Origin of the sequence: Eikenella sp. NML070372, assembly GCF_001648415.1 — a bacterium.
GTDB classification, from domain to species: Bacteria; Pseudomonadota; Gammaproteobacteria; order Burkholderiales; family Neisseriaceae; genus Eikenella; species Eikenella exigua.
In genome coordinates this window covers 1-13,553 of sequence record NZ_LXSN01000003.1, presented here as the reverse complement: position 1 = coordinate 13,553, position 13,553 = coordinate 1, and the positions used below count along the sequence as shown (strand labels likewise).

At 54.5% G+C, this 13,553-nt stretch carries 23 protein-coding genes and 1 tRNA gene; 20 read left to right on the top strand and 4 right to left on the bottom strand.

Going from position 1 to position 13,553, the window contains the following annotated elements:
• Nucleotides 1-8 precede the first annotated feature (8 nt).
• The 15 genes from lptF to A7P97_RS00260 all read left to right on the top strand — a co-directional run bounded on the left by lptF (nt 9) and on the right by A7P97_RS00260 (nt 9,610).
• The gene (gene lptF / locus A7P97_RS00330) at nt 9-1,121 is read left to right on the top strand and encodes an LPS export ABC transporter permease LptF (RefSeq protein WP_067529857.1); all 1,113 of its coding nucleotides are present in this window, start codon (nt 9-11) and stop codon (nt 1,119-1,121) included.
• Complete coding sequence (gene lptG / locus A7P97_RS00325; protein WP_067529856.1) at nt 1,118-2,188, top strand: LPS export ABC transporter permease LptG; 1,071 nt, start codon at nt 1,118-1,120, stop codon at nt 2,186-2,188. The genes lptF and lptG overlap by 4 nt, the downstream gene beginning before the upstream one ends.
• Before the next feature lie 158 nt (nt 2,189-2,346).
• On the top strand, nt 2,347-2,967 hold the full coding sequence (locus A7P97_RS00320; protein ID WP_067529855.1) for a riboflavin synthase: 621 nt from the start codon (nt 2,347-2,349) through the stop codon (nt 2,965-2,967).
• Nucleotides 2,964-3,572, top strand: coding sequence for a 1-acyl-sn-glycerol-3-phosphate acyltransferase (locus A7P97_RS00315; RefSeq protein ID WP_067529854.1), 609 nt, complete (start codon nt 2,964-2,966; stop codon nt 3,570-3,572). Before A7P97_RS00320 ends, A7P97_RS00315 begins: the two co-directional genes overlap by 4 nt.
• Before the next feature lie 87 nt (nt 3,573-3,659).
• A complete protein-coding gene (locus A7P97_RS00310; protein ID WP_067529853.1) occupies nt 3,660-4,466 on the top strand; it encodes an RNA methyltransferase in 807 nt (268 codons plus the stop codon).
• A gap of 304 nt (nt 4,467-4,770) precedes the next feature.
• Nucleotides 4,771-5,394 (top strand): superoxide dismutase [Mn], encoded by a 624-nt coding sequence (gene sodA / locus A7P97_RS00305; protein ID WP_067529852.1) that lies wholly within the window; start codon nt 4,771-4,773, stop codon nt 5,392-5,394.
• A gap of 97 nt (nt 5,395-5,491) precedes the next feature.
• On the top strand, nt 5,492-5,776 hold the full coding sequence (gene yhbY, locus A7P97_RS00300; protein WP_067448410.1) for a ribosome assembly RNA-binding protein YhbY: 285 nt from the start codon (nt 5,492-5,494) through the stop codon (nt 5,774-5,776).
• A gap of 135 nt (nt 5,777-5,911) precedes the next feature.
• Nucleotides 5,912-5,996: transfer RNA gene (locus tag A7P97_RS00295), tRNA-Leu, on the top strand.
• A gap of 223 nt (nt 5,997-6,219) precedes the next feature.
• Nucleotides 6,220-6,675 carry an Arm DNA-binding domain-containing protein gene (locus tag A7P97_RS10965; RefSeq protein ID WP_067529851.1) on the top strand — a complete coding sequence of 152 codons (456 nt, stop codon included), beginning with the start codon at nt 6,220-6,222 and terminating at the stop codon, nt 6,673-6,675.
• A 388-nt stretch (nt 6,676-7,063) separates the two neighbouring features.
• Nucleotides 7,064-7,456, top strand: coding sequence for a site-specific integrase (locus A7P97_RS10960; protein WP_067529850.1), 393 nt, complete (start codon nt 7,064-7,066; stop codon nt 7,454-7,456).
• An 80-nt stretch (nt 7,457-7,536) separates the two neighbouring features.
• Nucleotides 7,537-7,743, top strand: a complete 207-nt coding sequence (locus A7P97_RS00280) for a hypothetical protein (protein ID WP_067529849.1) — start codon at nt 7,537-7,539, stop codon at nt 7,741-7,743.
• Between the two features lie 198 nt (nt 7,744-7,941).
• On the top strand, nt 7,942-8,283 hold the full coding sequence (locus tag A7P97_RS00275; protein ID WP_067529848.1) for a type II toxin-antitoxin system RelE/ParE family toxin: 342 nt from the start codon (nt 7,942-7,944) through the stop codon (nt 8,281-8,283).
• Nucleotides 8,280-8,597 (top strand): helix-turn-helix domain-containing protein, encoded by a 318-nt coding sequence (locus A7P97_RS00270; RefSeq protein WP_067529847.1) that lies wholly within the window; start codon nt 8,280-8,282, stop codon nt 8,595-8,597. Before A7P97_RS00275 ends, A7P97_RS00270 begins: the two co-directional genes overlap by 4 nt.
• Nucleotides 8,598-9,012: 415 nt before the next feature.
• The gene (locus A7P97_RS00265; RefSeq protein ID WP_067529846.1) at nt 9,013-9,270 is read left to right on the top strand and encodes a type II toxin-antitoxin system HicA family toxin; all 258 of its coding nucleotides are present in this window, start codon (nt 9,013-9,015) and stop codon (nt 9,268-9,270) included.
• A complete protein-coding gene (locus A7P97_RS00260; protein ID WP_197474149.1) occupies nt 9,260-9,610 on the top strand; it encodes a type II toxin-antitoxin system HicB family antitoxin in 351 nt (116 codons plus the stop codon). The genes A7P97_RS00265 and A7P97_RS00260 overlap by 11 nt, the downstream gene beginning before the upstream one ends.
• 82 nt (nt 9,611-9,692) lie before the next feature.
• Here the strand turns inward: A7P97_RS00260 and A7P97_RS00255 are convergent, their stop codons facing one another.
• From A7P97_RS00255 to A7P97_RS00245, 3 genes are all read right to left on the bottom strand, one after another.
• The gene (locus tag A7P97_RS00255) at nt 9,693-10,466 is read right to left on the bottom strand and encodes a DUF1828 domain-containing protein (protein WP_067529845.1); all 774 of its coding nucleotides are present in this window, start codon (nt 10,464-10,466) and stop codon (nt 9,693-9,695) included.
• A gap of 3 nt (nt 10,467-10,469) precedes the next feature.
• Nucleotides 10,470-10,898, bottom strand: coding sequence for a hypothetical protein (locus A7P97_RS00250; protein WP_156497456.1), 429 nt, complete (start codon nt 10,896-10,898; stop codon nt 10,470-10,472).
• A gap of 106 nt (nt 10,899-11,004) precedes the next feature.
• Nucleotides 11,005-11,628 (bottom strand): LexA family transcriptional regulator, encoded by a 624-nt coding sequence (locus A7P97_RS00245; RefSeq protein WP_067529843.1) that lies wholly within the window; start codon nt 11,626-11,628, stop codon nt 11,005-11,007.
• Between the two features lie 107 nt (nt 11,629-11,735).
• On the opposite strand from A7P97_RS00245, the gene A7P97_RS00240 reads away from it, so the two are divergent.
• Genes A7P97_RS00240 through A7P97_RS00230 form a run of 3 tightly spaced genes read left to right on the top strand, consistent with a single transcriptional unit; the run spans nt 11,736 to nt 12,453 of the window.
• Entirely contained in the window at nt 11,736-11,924 is a 189-nt protein-coding gene (locus A7P97_RS00240) for a helix-turn-helix transcriptional regulator (protein WP_067438194.1), read from the top strand.
• A complete protein-coding gene (locus A7P97_RS00235; protein WP_067529842.1) occupies nt 11,921-12,115 on the top strand; it encodes a ribbon-helix-helix protein, CopG family in 195 nt (64 codons plus the stop codon). The genes A7P97_RS00240 and A7P97_RS00235 overlap by 4 nt, the downstream gene beginning before the upstream one ends.
• 32 nt (nt 12,116-12,147) lie before the next feature.
• Entirely contained in the window at nt 12,148-12,453 is a 306-nt protein-coding gene (locus tag A7P97_RS00230; RefSeq protein WP_067529841.1) for a hypothetical protein, read from the top strand.
• Between the two features lie 330 nt (nt 12,454-12,783).
• Here the strand turns inward: A7P97_RS00230 and A7P97_RS09515 are convergent, their stop codons facing one another.
• Nucleotides 12,784-12,957, bottom strand: coding sequence for a DUF1508 domain-containing protein (locus A7P97_RS09515; protein ID WP_082887547.1), 174 nt, complete (start codon nt 12,955-12,957; stop codon nt 12,784-12,786).
• A 12-nt stretch (nt 12,958-12,969) separates the two neighbouring features.
• Between A7P97_RS09515 and A7P97_RS00225 the strand changes: the two genes are divergently transcribed.
• Nucleotides 12,970-13,176 (top strand): hypothetical protein, encoded by a 207-nt coding sequence (locus tag A7P97_RS00225; RefSeq protein WP_067529840.1) that lies wholly within the window; start codon nt 12,970-12,972, stop codon nt 13,174-13,176.
• A 36-nt stretch (nt 13,177-13,212) separates the two neighbouring features.
• Nucleotides 13,213-13,553 (top strand): helix-turn-helix domain-containing protein (locus A7P97_RS09910; protein WP_231865613.1); only part of this gene is annotated, 341 nt, incomplete at its 3' end.

Below are 13,553 nucleotides of genomic sequence, written 5' to 3'. Positions count from 1 at the left end.
GGAACGATATGGTTTATCAAAGAAAATTTATTAAAGAAGTGTCGCAAACGGCGGTGGGCGTATTCGTACTGCTCTTGGCTACGCTGGTGGTGGTGCAGGCGGTGAAACTGTTGGGCGGTGCAGCCGGCGGCAAGGTGGCGGCGGATGCAGTGGCCACGCTGGTGGCGTTTTGGACGGTGGCGCTGATGCCCATCGTGCTCATCCTCACGGCCTACATCAGCGCGCTCACGGTATTTTCCCGCTATTGGCGCGACAGCGAAATGACGGTTTGGCTTTCTTCCGGCCTCTCCCTCTACGGCTGGATTAAGCCGCTGATGGCTTTTGCCGTACCTTTTGCCCTGCTCACGGCGCTGGTGTCGATGCTAGTAATGCCGTGGGCGGATGCGCGTAGCCACGAGTTTGCCGAGGTGCTAAAGCAGCGGCAGGATATTTCCATGGTGCGCCCAGGGGTGTTTCAGGAATTCGGCAGCAACACACCGCGCGTGTATTTTGTGGAAAAATTCGATGCGGGCAGTGGTGATGCGGCCAATCTGTTTATTCGCGAGCAAAATGCGCAGGGGCGCGATACGCTGATTACCGCCGAGCGCGGCCGTTTTGTCGAAGCAGGCAATAAGCGTACGCTGGAATTGTTTAACGGCCGCCGCTACAGTGGCATACCCGGCATGGCGGATTACGACGAAGTATCGTTTGAGCGGCTGCATTTGGTGGTGGGCACCGCGCCCAAGCTGGTGCAGCGCGATATTCACCGCCGCACCGTGCCCACCGCCAAACTGTGGGGCAATACCAACCCAGAGTTGCGCGGCGAATTAATGTGGCGTATCACCATGCCGGTGAGCGTGCTGATTTTGGCGCTGTTGGCGCTACCACTCTCATATATGGATAACCGCAGCGGCCGCAGCTACAGCCTCTTAATCGCCATCGGCATGTTTCTGCTCTATCAGAACGGCCTCACGCTGGTGCGCGACGGCATCAGCAGCGGCAAAATTCCGCTGTGGCTGGGCTTGATTGTGCCGCATCTATTGATGCTGATGCTGGCCGTGCTGCTGTTGCGCGTGCGCAGCCAGCCCTCGCGGCCGTTTTGGCAGGCCTTGCGCCTGGCCTTGGGAGGCAAACCGGCATGAAACTGCTCACCCGTTATCTAATCCGCCGCTTGGGCACGGCCACGCTCTACGCGCTTATGGCCTTAGTGGCGCTGTTCTCGTTTTTTGAAGTGATTAATGCCGTGGACGACGTGGGCAACGGCAACTACACCGTGCTCACCCTGATTCTGTATGTGGGCATGCGCCTGTTCGGGCACATGTATACCCTGCTGCCGCTGGCCGTGCTCATCGGCTGCCTGGCCGCCTTGAGCCAGCTCGCCTCCGCCAGCGAATGGACGGTTATCCGCACCAGCGGCGCCTCGCTCAAGCGCATCATCGCCACCGTGGCCTCGGTGGGCTTGCTGGCCGGGCTGATCGGCGTGGCTTTAGGCGAATGGGTTGCCCCCTATATGGAACAACGCGCCGAGCGGCTGCGCCTGCATGCCGTGCAGCAAACCGTGAGCCTGGGCGGCAGCGGCCTGTGGTTTCGGCAGGGCAGCGACAACATCAACGTGCGCGAAATGCTGCCCGACGGCCGCCTGCTCGGCATCCGCATCTACCGCTACAACCAACACGCCACGCTGGAATCCGCTTGGCAGGCCGCCGAAGGCCGTGTAAACAGCAACGGCACTTGGACGCTCAAACAGGTGGCGCGCACCCATATTGCCGCCGAGCGCACCCAAACCGAACGGCTGGCCAGCGCCGAATGGCCAAGCGATGTGGGCGTGGAGCTGCTCGGCGTACTTTTGGTGGATACCGACCAAATGTCGGCCCGCAGCCTGAAAATGTATATCGACCACCTGCAAAGCAACGGCCAGCAAACCGCCGCCTATGCCACCGCCTGGTGGCGCAAGCTGCTCTACCCGCTGATTTGCACGGTAATGGCCTTGGTGGCTCTTGCTTTCACCCCGCAAAGCTCGCGCCACGGCAACATCGGCGTGCGCCTGTTTCTCGGCATCTGCCTGGGCCTCGCCTTCCACTTCGCCGGCCTGCTATCCGGCTACGTTGCCCAACTCTCCAGCATGCCGCCCTTCGGTGCCGCCATCCTGCCTGGCACAGTATTTGCCATCGCCGCTGCTTGGTTAATTAGGCGGCAGGAAGTGCGCTGAGAAAGGCTGCCTGAAAACGAGGCTTTGGCGCAGCCAAGGTGGAGTTTCTGCGAAGCTAAATTTTCAGGTAGCCCTACAACAGCAAAAGGCTACCTGAAAATAGGATGGGAGAGCTTTTAGGTAGCCCTATCCAACCATAAAGCAATCAAGGAGAAACCATGTTTACAGGAATCGTACAGGGCTTGGGCGAAGTGCTGGCCGTGGATCAACGCGCGCCTGATTTCCGCAGCCACACCGTGCGCCTACCCGAGGGCGCGGATGCCGATTTGCGCGTGGGCGCATCGGTGGCGCACAACGGCTGCTGCCTCACCATCACCCGCATACACGAAAACGGCGCGGCGGATTTCGACCTGATGGGCGAAACGCTGGCCAAAACCAATCTGGGCGCATTGCAGCCGGGCGATAAGGTAAACATCGAGCGTGCCGCCCGCTTCGGCGATGAAATCGGCGGCCACAGCATGAGCGGCCACATCACGGCCACCGCCGAAATCAGCCGCATCGAAGCGAATGGGCTGAACCGCACTGTGTGGTTCAGGCTACCTGAAAACCTGAAAGGCTATGTTTTCCCTAAGGGATTTATCGGCTTAGACGGCTGCAGCCTCACCATCGGCACGGTAACCGACAGCGAATTCAATGTACACCTAATTCCCGAAACCCTGAGCCGTACTCTGTTTGGCAGCTGCCGTGCCGGCGAGTGGGTAAATGTGGAAATCGATCCGCAAACGCAGGTGATTGTGGATACCGTGGCGCGGATTTTGGCGGAAAAGGACAACGCATGATGCCGCTATCGCCGCAAGTGCCGCGCCGGGGCGGCGGAATCAGCCGCCGAGTGGCGGCCGCTTTGCTCCGGCTGCTGGGCTGGCGCGTCGCAGGCAGCGTGCCGGATGTGGCCAAATGCGTGGTGGTGGCCGTGCCGCACACGTCGAATTTCGACGGGCTGTATGTGCTGCCCGCCATGCTGGCTTTGGATTTGAAAATGAGCATCTTCGGTAAGAAAAGCCTATTTGCCGTGCCCGGCTTGGCGGCGTTTTTGTGCTGGGCGGGCGTGATGCCGCTGGATAGGGAACGCGCCGGCGGCGTGGTGGACGAAGCCGTGGCCGCCTTCCACCGCAGCGAGCAGCTGTTTCTCGGCATCTCGCCGGAAGGCACGCGCCACGCCGCACCCAAATGGAAAAGCGGCTACTGGCGGATTGCCCGCGGCGCCAGCGTGCCGGTATTGCCGGTGGCAATCGACTATGGGCGGCGCGAAGTGCGCTTCCTGCCGCTGTTTACCCCCACCGCCGACATGGCCGCCGACCACGCCGCGCTGGCCGCGCTGTTTCGCGATATCGAGCCGAAGCATAAACATCGTTTGTCTCTACCTCTGCGTGAAAACCAAACTTAGCCGAGGTAATTATTTTCTCATACAAGGCAGTAAGCTAACACAGTAGTGAAGAAATAATTGCTTTAGCTATAGCCGAAACCAAGTGATATGACAGACACCCCCACCGTTCCCGATGATCTGCGCTACATTCATGTGGTGCTCACCCGCACCAGTCATCCTGGCAACATCGGCGCCGCCGCACGCGCCATGAAAACCATGGGCTTGAGCCGCCTCACCCTGGTGGCGCCCAACCTGATGGCCACCCCGATGACCCCCGAGCCGCCCGCTTTCGATGCCGCCCAGGCCGCCGCGTTCCAGCTGCCGGAAGAAAGCTTCATCCTCGCTTCCGGCGCGCGTGATGTGCTGGAGCAGGCGCAAATTGTGGCCACCCTGGATGAAGCGCTGGCCGACACCGTATTGAGCTGCGCCCTCACCAGCCGCCGCCGCGAACTCTCCGCCCCACTACACACCCCGCGCGAACTCGTGCCAGAGCTATTACAGGCCGCGCAGCAAGGTTTTCAGGTAGCCCTCGTATTCGGCAACGAAACCTTCGGCCTGAACATCGACGAAGTGCAGCGCTGCAACCGCCTGCTCACCATCAGCGGCAATCCCGCCTATTTCTCGCTCAACCTCGCCCAGGCCGTGCAAGTGGTGTGCTACGAAATTTTCAGCCAAACCGGCATCGGCATGAGCCAGCTGCAACAGGCACACACGCCCGCTACACAAAGCCAAACACGCGGCATGGTGGACCACTTGGAGCAAATCATTGAGCAAACCGGCTTTGCCAACCGCCGCAACCAAGAACGCATGATGCGCCGCCTGCACAGCCTCTTCGACCGCGCCTCCCCCAGCCGCGAAGACATCGACCTGCTGCGCGGCCTGTGGAACAGGATTTTGCAGCAGCTGAGGGATTAAGGGCAGGGAAGGGGAAGTTTACCTGAAAGTTTCAGGTAAACTTCCATCTTGTGTAGTCGTTCCCAATAGGGGTGAGACAAGGTGGCGAGCTGTAGATGGTATAAATAGTACGGCAAGGCGAGCCAAAGCCGTATCATCCCTATTATGGAAGGCTGTAAAAAACCTTGAATTACCAGGGGATAACACTTATCATTGCCACCCTTGTAGCCGAAGCAATTATTTCTTCCTAACAAGGCGAGTCAACGTAGCAGGAAGAAATAATTGCTTCAGCTATGCAAAACACATCTGAAAAAGGAAACAAATTATGGCATACCAACTGCCCGAACTGCCCTATGCTTATGACGCGCTGGAGCCGCATTTTGATACGCAAACCATGGAAATCCACCACAGCAAGCACCACCAGGCCTATGTAAATAATGCCAATGCCGTGTTGGCCAAACTGCCCGAGTGGGAAAAACTGTCCGCCGAAGAGCTGATTGCCCGCCTTGCCGAGCTGCCCGAAAACGTGCGTACTCCTCTGCGTAACAATGCCGGTGGTCACGCCAACCACAGCCTGTTTTGGCAAATCCTGAAAACCAGTACCACTCTGCAAGGCAAGCTCAAAGCCGCCATCGAGCGTGATTTCGGCAGCGTGGAAGCTTTCCAGGCCGAGTTTGAAAAAGCTGCTGCTACCCGTTTTGGCTCTGGTTGGGCTTGGCTGGTATATGAAAACGGCAAGCTCAAAGCCGTTTCCACTGCCAACCAAGACTCCCCGCTGATGGGACAGGCCGTATCCGGTGTGTCTGGCTACCCGATTATCGGCTTGGATGTGTGGGAACACGCCTACTACCTGAAATTCCAAAACCGTCGCCCCGACTACATCAAAGCCTTCTGGCAAGTAGTAAACTGGGACGAAGCCGCCCGCCGTTTTGAAAGCGTGGCTGCTTAAGTGTCTATCTTTCTGAAACAGGCTACCTGAAAGCCCGTTCGGCATTTTCAGGTAGCCTTTTCCAATTCCAATCACTTAGCAAATACTAATCAATAAAATGGCAACACTCAGCAACGAAGACATCCACTGCTTCAAACAACAAGCCCACCAACTGCGCCCCACCGTGCTCATCGGCAAACAAGGGCTCACTGAAGCTGTTATCAAAGAAACCGATACCCGCCTCACCGCTCGCGAGCTGATTAAAGTGCAAGTGGCCGGCGACGACAGGCAGGAGCGCATCGCCATTGCCGAAGCCCTCTGTGCCGCCACCGGCGCCGAACTGGTGCAGCACATCGGCAAACAGCTGGTGCTGTGGCGGCCGAAACCCGAAGAAAAAGAGTAGGGCGGCTGCGCATTTTTTCATGCAGGGCAGGCCAAAGCCGTATCAGTGTCGGTTGATTCGTTATTCCGCAATATAATCCGATTTCAAACAGCATCTTGCCAAACCGGCATATTGCAGTATAATGCCGCCTTTCCCGCGGACGTGGCGAAATTGGTAGACGCACCAGATTTAGGTTCTGGCGCCGAGAGGTGTGAGAGTTCGAGTCTCTCCGTCCGCACCACACTCACGAAACAGCCCAAATTTTCGGGCTGTTTTTTTACGTCTAATGCCATCCAATGCAATCAGCCAAATTCAATACAGGCAAGGCTTTCAGGCTGATTTAAGTTATCCTTTCTCTTTCCTTGCTAAGCTAATCCCGTCTAATGCCGTCTAATTGAATTGCCCCTTTTGTGGGGGTATGATTGGGGGCATCCAGAAAATACCCTCAAAAACATACCCCCGGAATGCCCCTGAACGACCGCCAAATCAAGAACGCAAAACCTACCGGCACAGGAAAGAAAGCCAAGCTGTTTGGCGGCGGCGGCCTGTATCTGGAAGTTACCCCGGCAGGCGGCAAAATCTTCCGCCTGAAATACCGTATCGACGGCAAGGAAAAAACGCTGACTATCGGCAAGTATCCTGCCGTTTCCCTATCCGAAGCCCGGCAAGCTGCCGAAAACACCCGCCGCCTGCTTTCAGGCGGGCAAGACCCCGCTGCCACCAAGCAACAGGCCAAGCAGGAAAGGCAGGCCGCTTTACTGAATACTTTTGCCGCCACTACCCGCCGCTGGCACACCGACAATCTACACCGCTGGAAGCCAAACCATGCAGAGCGCATCATGCGCTATTTTGAAACCGATGTTTTTCCGCTGATTGGAGAAATACCGATAGACAGCATCACGGTAGGGCAAATCAAATAAGTTTTAGACCGTATCACAGCGCGGGGCGTGAGCAACACAGCCGAAAAAGTAAGGGAATGGATAGGCGCAGTTTTCGATTATGCGGTCATGCTGGAAGTAACCGACCGCAACCCCGCCCGTACATTGCACAAATACATTGCCAAGTAGCTGGCCAAAAACCGCGCAGCCCTACCACGTAAAGAACTGACAGAGTTTTATCGCCGCCTGATACTGGCCGAGATTGAACCGGCAAATAAAATCGCCTTACTGCTGCTGATGCTGGTGTTTGTGCGCAATACCGAACTGCGCGGCGGGCAATGGGCGGAAGTGGATTTTGCAGCGGTGCAATGGGTAATCCCCGCCGAACGAATGAAGCACGAGAAGACCGCCCCCCAAGCCGCCGCATACCGTGCCGCTTTCCGATTGGGCGATAGAGCTGTTGCAGGAGCTGCAAGACTTAACCGGCAATACTCCCTATCTATTCCCCAGCCGTACCAAACAAAACGGCCATATCAGCGAAAACACCCTAGGCAAAATTATGAACGGCATGGGCTACAAGGGCATTGCCACACCTCACGGCTTCCGCAGCTTGGCAAGCAGCATATTGAACGAGCAGGGCTACAACCCCGATGCCATAGAACGCCAGTTAGCGCATGAAGAAATCAACCGGATTAGAGCCGCCTACAACCGGGCGGAGTATCTGGCCGAGCGGCGGGAGATGATGCAATGGTATTCAGACTATTATCTGCGGGAGCGATACCGCCAAGCCCGAGCCTTGATTGTAACAGGCGGGGCTACCTGAAAAACAAAACACCGGCGGGCTGGCTGGTGTTTTATTTTGCTTCGCATTATCCTTAATCCTGCCTAATGTCGTAACTGACTATGCGCCGCGCATTGAAGGAGCTGGAAGATGCGGAATTTTTGATAGTGAGTAGGCAGGGCGGCAAGAACCAATGCAGCCTGTATGCCCTAACCTGCTTCCGCATCGACGACTGCGGCCACGACCTGCCGCCCACCAGCCGCGCCCCCGACGACTGGAAACGCAGGCACTACGAGCTAAGCTCCGCCCCGGCGCTAAAGCCGCATTGAGAGAGAGCAAGCCGCCCGCATGGGCGGTTTTGCCTCTGGTTTGAACTATTTCCGTTTTGGAACTAGTTCGATTTTCCCAGCTGCCGGAAACCTGTATTAGCCACTCTTAGACGCATGATGGCTAATTGGCTATTTGTAGATAAGGCTACCTGAAACCGAGAATTGACCAATATGGCATAACTGTATAAAATTTGATACATGAGCATAAGAGAAAAGCCCATCGAGTGGCGGGATACTTCGCTGGAAGATTTAAAAACCTTCCCTATTGAAGCCATCAAGCACTTTGGCTACGAGCTTGGGCTGATTCAAAACGGGCTTGAGCCAAGCGACTTCAAACCCATGCCCAATCTTGGCGGCGGCGTGATGGAATTGAGGAAGCACCCGGCGGACGGCACATACCGCGTTGTGTATGTTGCCAAATTTGAAAGAGCCGTTTTCGTGTTGCACAGCTTTCAGAAAAAGACCCAAAAGACCGCCCCGAAAGACACGGCAACCATTAAGGCGCGTTACGCCGCCTTGGTAAAGGAGCTACAGCAATGAAATCAAACACCACCCACACCACACCCGCAGGCGGCAATGTTTTTGCCGATTTGGGTTTCAGCCCAGAGGAGGCCGCCAAACTCAAAGCACATAGCGATATGGTTATCCAAACCAAGCTGAAGCTGGCAAAGAGCGTGAGCGATTGGATAACCGAGCAGGATTTGAAGCAGGAGCAGGCCGCCGCCATCTTCAACACCAGCCGCCCCCGTGTTTCCGATTTGGTAAACGGCAAAATCGGCAAGTTCACGATTGATGCGCTGCTATCCATGCTGGCCGCTACAGGCCAGACCGCCGAGCTGAATATCAGGCGGTAACCCCTGCTGCAAGGCTACCTGAAAACCCGACACCAGCCGCCGCGCTGGTGTTTTGCATTCCCCGGTAGTTCGGATTGAAATCCGAGATTCGGATTTATTTCCGGGCTTCGATGTTAGGTTTTATTAGGTTTGCCCTCTTGTATCCTGCTAGGGCTTGGCTCGTGTGGTCTGTTTCGTGTTTCGTTGGGTGCATATTGCCTACAGGTAAGATAATAATCAATACCCAAAGGTAAAATATTTTGGTGATTAGATATATTTATGATTTTAAATTGAATTTATTTTCCCTTTAGGTAGCTTTCAGGCAACAAAAAAAGCCGCACTTGGCGGCAGGAGTCGGCTACGAGTTTACGGTTGGGATTGCTTAAATCTTATTGCAACTGTAAAATAGTCGCATATAGCAAACAAAGGCAAAATAATGGGCAAGGCGGAAAAACTGCTGGCACGGCTGCTGAGCCTGCCGCGTGATTTCACTTGGGACGAGCTGACTGCCGTGATGAGCAAACACGGGTTTGTGCTGCACAAGGGCAGCGGCTCGGGTAGGAAGTTTCTGCATCGGGAAACGGGGATTGCGGTTACGCTGCACGAACCGCACCCGGGCAAGATTTTGAAGCGTTACCAACTGCAAGACGTGATTGAGGGCTTGCGTAAAATTGGAGTGGTGGATGATGAATGATTTATTGAGCTATAAAGGCTACGAAGGCACGGTGCAATACAGCAAAGAAGACGACTGCCTGCACGGGCGAGTGCTGCATATCCGCAGCGTGCTGGGCTATGGCGGGGAGACCTTGGCCGAAGTGAAGGCGATGTTCGAGCAGGCGGTGGACGAATACTTGGTGATGTGTGCCGAAGAAGGGATATCGCCGGAGAAGCCTTATAAGGGCAGCCTGAACGTGCGGCTGGGGGCGGAACTGCACCGGCAGGCGGCCGCGATGGCGGCACGACAACATACCTCGCTGAATGATTTGATTGTGCAGGCGGTGGAAAGGCAGGTGCGGGAAACACTGCCTGCCTGAGCTGCTTGGCAAACCAACCGCCTACGGGCGGTTTTTTGCTGGGCAAAAGAAAAGCCCGCTGGGCGGGCTGGTGGCGTAGTGTTTATTGTCGCGTTGATGTTGGCACTTGCTTAAGGATATTGCTGAACGGCACAGCTTTTACTAAGGCGGAAATAATGCGGATTTCCTCTTCCGCTTTTTGGTGGAACAGGTCTTCGCCCCGGTCGTCCACAATTACCATCAGCTCGCGGCTATCCAAATCGCTGCCCATTTTCACATCGCCTGTTTTGCGCATGACTGCGCCAACAGATGCGGGATTAGGATTGATGGCAAGGATGAGCTTATCGTCCATCTGGAAATCGAATGTGTAGTCATGACCGGAAATGCCACGCACTTTCACGTTCTTTTGAAGCTTGGCTTTCGGCTTCCATGCCTTCAGGTATAACTCTACCTCTTCGGCAAAGTCTGCCACTTCGCGCGGAACTCCTAGGATTTCCCGCTCGTAGTGCATGACGGCACACATAGCAGAGAGATAGTCGGCAATCATACGCGCGGCTTTCTGCTGATTGCCCATGCACATGATTTCCCCATCTTCCTCTACGCTGATTGGCGTATCGGTGCAGGCCACCATTTCACGCAAGGCATGGATGCTTCGCGCCGTTTCTAGTAAGCCTTGGGTGTGGAAGTGAAACAGGGTATCGCAGTCATCAGTAAGGATAATGGTGTCGCCACTTGGGATGATATAGAACGTGAGAGGCGTACCGTCTGCCCAAGTATGGGCGGTTTGAACGCGCAGGGCTTGGCTGCCATCCACCGTTTGCACGGTGCGGCATTCATAGCCTAAATTCTGATGTAGCCAGCTGCACGTTATCTTCATGATTTATACCGAATATTCAGGAAGTTTCCCTGTGAAGTCTAAATTTACTTTACCACAAAATACAGGAAACCAGCTAGACAGCTCGGCGATTGGATAGAGTGGCTGAACTTTATACACCGCTTGTCCTATATGCTCGTGGCAACCATAGATGTTGCCATCCGGGCTTCTGCTGCTGATGCGGCTTTCGTCTGCTGCTTCCAACTGATAGGCGCGGCGTTTGATGCCTTTATCCAACTGGTGCAACGTCATGAGCAGCTTCTCTGAATCTTTGATGCGTTTTGGGCACTTGTATTCGATTTGCACCACCACGCCGGCTAATGTGCCGCCAAAATCATCACGGGCATCTATCGGCACAAAGTCAGTGGTAAGAAAGTTTTTATTGTTGCTGCGCCGCCACGACAGGCTACCTGAAAATGATTTGGGGATGTCCATCAGTGCCTGTGCTTCATACTCTTGCAGGCAATCTTGGTGCGAAGTTTTCGCCATTTTTTCTCCTAGTTCAATCCAACACGCCCCACCAAAACACGCGGCCTATTGGCTAATAGCGTTTGATTTTTTCTTTAACCACGCCGCAGAAGACGGCGTCTTCGCGCATCTCCATGACGGGGTAGCGGGGGTTAAGCGGCTTGAGCAGCCAGCGGCTGCCGTCTTTGATGAGCTGCTTGAAGGTGGCCTCGCCGCCGTTTTGGCGGATGATGACGAATTTGCCGGGGACGGGCTCTTCATCCGGCTCTACGATGATGATGTCGCCGTCGGTAAATTCCGGTTCCATGCTGTCGCCATCCACGATTAGGGCGTAGGTGTGGCGGCGGACTTTGATACTGGTGGAGATGCGCTCGCCTTCGCCGGGCTGGAGCAAATCGATGGCTTCCTCCCAATACCCGGCTTTGACCCATGAGATGAGGGGGACGGTATTAAGGGGAATGTCTAACTCACGGACGTTGGCACTGTTGATGAATGGTGTACCCCTACCTGTTTCCAGCCAAACTGCATCTACGCCCAATGCCATAGCTAGTGAAGCAATATTGGTGGTCTCTTTATTCCGGCCTGCTTCGATGGCGGCAATGGAGGACTGGGATTTACCGATGGCTTTAGCTAGGCTGGCTTGACTTAATCCCTTCTTGGCTCGAGCAAACTTCAAACGGTCTTGTAGTGTTTTCATCTTAATTTCCTTTTGTACTATTGTACTTAATGGGATAAGTATCTTGGTGCTTGCTTTTTGAGTACATTAGTACTTATAATGCAGCTATTGATGAGTAGGATAAGACTATGAAACCGAGAACTCTTGTAGCGAATATTAAGAAAAAAGGCCTGAGTAATGAGGCTATTGCTAAGAATATTGGCTGCTCAACCGCCTATGTGTCTAAGCTGAATAACGGCACCCGAACAACCCCTTCATACATCGTTATGGACAAACTGCGTGCTTTGTATGCGGAAGTATTTAGGGTTAAGCCATGAAACGCGAAAAATGCACTGAAGAGGTCAAGCTGCACCTGCCGGAGAAGCTCAAGGCCGACTTGAAAACGCTGGCCGCCATACGTGGCTACGATTCGCTCAGCCCGCTGATTCGCCAACTGCTGCGCGAGAAACTGTACGGAGAGGTTACGCCTAATCAGGATTTGCTCACAGAGGCGATTAGGGACGAGTAGGGTCGCAAATATTTTTGAGGGAAGGAAAGAAGATGAGGGAAAGACAAGAGATTGAGCAAGTACTGTCTTTGGAAGACCGCAACGAGATTATCAATGCGTTGCTGCGGACGGCGGAGGCGCATCCGATGATTGACTTGCGGGCAACGGCTTACGGAATGTGCCGTGCGGTTGCCGCCGTGCGGCGCTATGACGACCGTCTGACGGCAACGGATGGGCTGCCTATAGAAGCCGGGCCTTGCAGCCAAGGTTCGGATGACTGCGAAATTAGCGAAAAAGATTTTGCAAACGCAATTGCATCAATGGCTCTAGGTTATGCCAGCCGATATTGGAAAGCTTAACAATGACAATGCTGTCGTTGAAATCGGTTACTACTTTCAGCCTGGTTATGACTTCTTTGTATGCTGAGTGTGGTGGAAACCAACCAAGCGGATTCCAGTAAATGAATGGTGCTGATTCCTCCAATGACTTTAATGACGTTGGCTAGTCCGGAGTAGTCTCTCCCCGGTTTCTTCAGATCGTAGCTGATTAGTAGGTAGCGGCCCATGATTTTACCTTTCGTGGTGGGTTGTTGTGAGAGGCAGCCATTCTGCCACGGCGGACAAAGCGGAAAGACGCTTGGCAGCCCGGACAGACGGGCAAAAGAAAGCCCGCTAAGGCGGGCTGGGAAATCACACTTCTTTAACCTGGGTGTTAGCAGTAGTGGATTTAACTAAGTCTATCGAATGGGAACAACTTTGTTTGGATGCGTAGCCTTCGGAGCTGACGGCAATGATTTCATGATTACCGGCTTTTAACCGCCAGCGCCATTCATTACGGGTATCTCTATACATTTCAAAATACATAAAGGAACTCCTATGGATTATGCGAAAAACGAATACACGTTCTCCTACCGTTTCAAAGGCAGGACGTGGTCATTGGGCATTTGGGCGGACAGCCCGGAAGAGGCCGGGGAAAAACCGGGGGCTGCGGCCAATGCGCATTATGACGGGCAAATCATGCAACGGATTTATGTGCCGGTCAAGGCTGCCCGGTTTCGGCGGCCCTGGGAATGGCGGGGATGAAAAAAAGCCCGCCAGAGCGTGGCGGGCAAAAGTCGTATGAAGAAATTCCCTTTTCAAGGGGATTTGATTATGACAAACAAGATGACACAAAGCAAGCAGATTTTGAACTATATGCGACAAGGCAACAGCATCACGCCGCTGGAGGCGTTGGAACTATTCGGCTGTATGCGGCTGGGTGTGCGGATTTATGACTTGTTGGCGGGTAGTAGACAGATGAAAAAAAGCCCGCCGGAGCATGGCGGGCAGGGTGTTAGGGAGAGCTACAAATCGGAGCAGATTATGAATCAGATTATCCAAATTGGCAAGCAGCAACAACCTTTGATGAGCAGCCGTGAAATCGCCCAGTTGTGCGAGAAACGACAGGACAACGTTTTGCG

Excerpts from the sequence above, each read along its gene's own strand:
- lptF (WP_067529857.1), top strand. The coding sequence starts at position 9 with ATGGTTTATCAAAGAAAATTTATTAAAGAAGTGTCGCAAACGGCGGTG.
- lptG (WP_067529856.1), top strand. The coding sequence starts at position 1,118 with ATGAAACTGCTCACCCGTTATCTAATCCGCCGCTTGGGCACGGCCACG.
- A7P97_RS00320 (WP_067529855.1), top strand. The coding sequence starts at position 2,347 with ATGTTTACAGGAATCGTACAGGGCTTGGGCGAAGTGCTGGCCGTGGAT.
- A7P97_RS00315 (WP_067529854.1), top strand. The coding sequence starts at position 2,964 with ATGATGCCGCTATCGCCGCAAGTGCCGCGCCGGGGCGGCGGAATCAGC.
- A7P97_RS00310 (WP_067529853.1), top strand. The coding sequence starts at position 3,660 with ATGACAGACACCCCCACCGTTCCCGATGATCTGCGCTACATTCATGTG.
- sodA (WP_067529852.1), top strand. The coding sequence starts at position 4,771 with ATGGCATACCAACTGCCCGAACTGCCCTATGCTTATGACGCGCTGGAG.
- yhbY (WP_067448410.1), top strand. The coding sequence starts at position 5,492 with ATGGCAACACTCAGCAACGAAGACATCCACTGCTTCAAACAACAAGCC.
- A7P97_RS10965 (WP_067529851.1), top strand. The coding sequence starts at position 6,220 with ATGCCCCTGAACGACCGCCAAATCAAGAACGCAAAACCTACCGGCACA.
- A7P97_RS00280 (WP_067529849.1), top strand. The coding sequence starts at position 7,537 with ATGCGCCGCGCATTGAAGGAGCTGGAAGATGCGGAATTTTTGATAGTG.
- A7P97_RS00275 (WP_067529848.1), top strand. The coding sequence starts at position 7,942 with ATGAGCATAAGAGAAAAGCCCATCGAGTGGCGGGATACTTCGCTGGAA.
- A7P97_RS00270 (WP_067529847.1), top strand. The coding sequence starts at position 8,280 with ATGAAATCAAACACCACCCACACCACACCCGCAGGCGGCAATGTTTTT.
- A7P97_RS00265 (WP_067529846.1), top strand. The coding sequence starts at position 9,013 with ATGGGCAAGGCGGAAAAACTGCTGGCACGGCTGCTGAGCCTGCCGCGT.
- A7P97_RS00260 (WP_197474149.1), top strand. The coding sequence starts at position 9,260 with ATGATGAATGATTTATTGAGCTATAAAGGCTACGAAGGCACGGTGCAA.
- A7P97_RS00255 (WP_067529845.1), bottom strand. The coding sequence starts at position 10,466 with ATGAAGATAACGTGCAGCTGGCTACATCAGAATTTAGGCTATGAATGC.
- A7P97_RS00250 (WP_156497456.1), bottom strand. The coding sequence starts at position 10,898 with ATGGACATCCCCAAATCATTTTCAGGTAGCCTGTCGTGGCGGCGCAGC.
- A7P97_RS00245 (WP_067529843.1), bottom strand. The coding sequence starts at position 11,628 with ATGAAAACACTACAAGACCGTTTGAAGTTTGCTCGAGCCAAGAAGGGA.
- A7P97_RS00240 (WP_067438194.1), top strand. The coding sequence starts at position 11,736 with ATGAAACCGAGAACTCTTGTAGCGAATATTAAGAAAAAAGGCCTGAGT.
- A7P97_RS00235 (WP_067529842.1), top strand. The coding sequence starts at position 11,921 with ATGAAACGCGAAAAATGCACTGAAGAGGTCAAGCTGCACCTGCCGGAG.
- A7P97_RS00230 (WP_067529841.1), top strand. The coding sequence starts at position 12,148 with ATGAGGGAAAGACAAGAGATTGAGCAAGTACTGTCTTTGGAAGACCGC.
- A7P97_RS09515 (WP_082887547.1), bottom strand. The coding sequence starts at position 12,957 with ATGTATTTTGAAATGTATAGAGATACCCGTAATGAATGGCGCTGGCGG.
- A7P97_RS00225 (WP_067529840.1), top strand. The coding sequence starts at position 12,970 with ATGGATTATGCGAAAAACGAATACACGTTCTCCTACCGTTTCAAAGGC.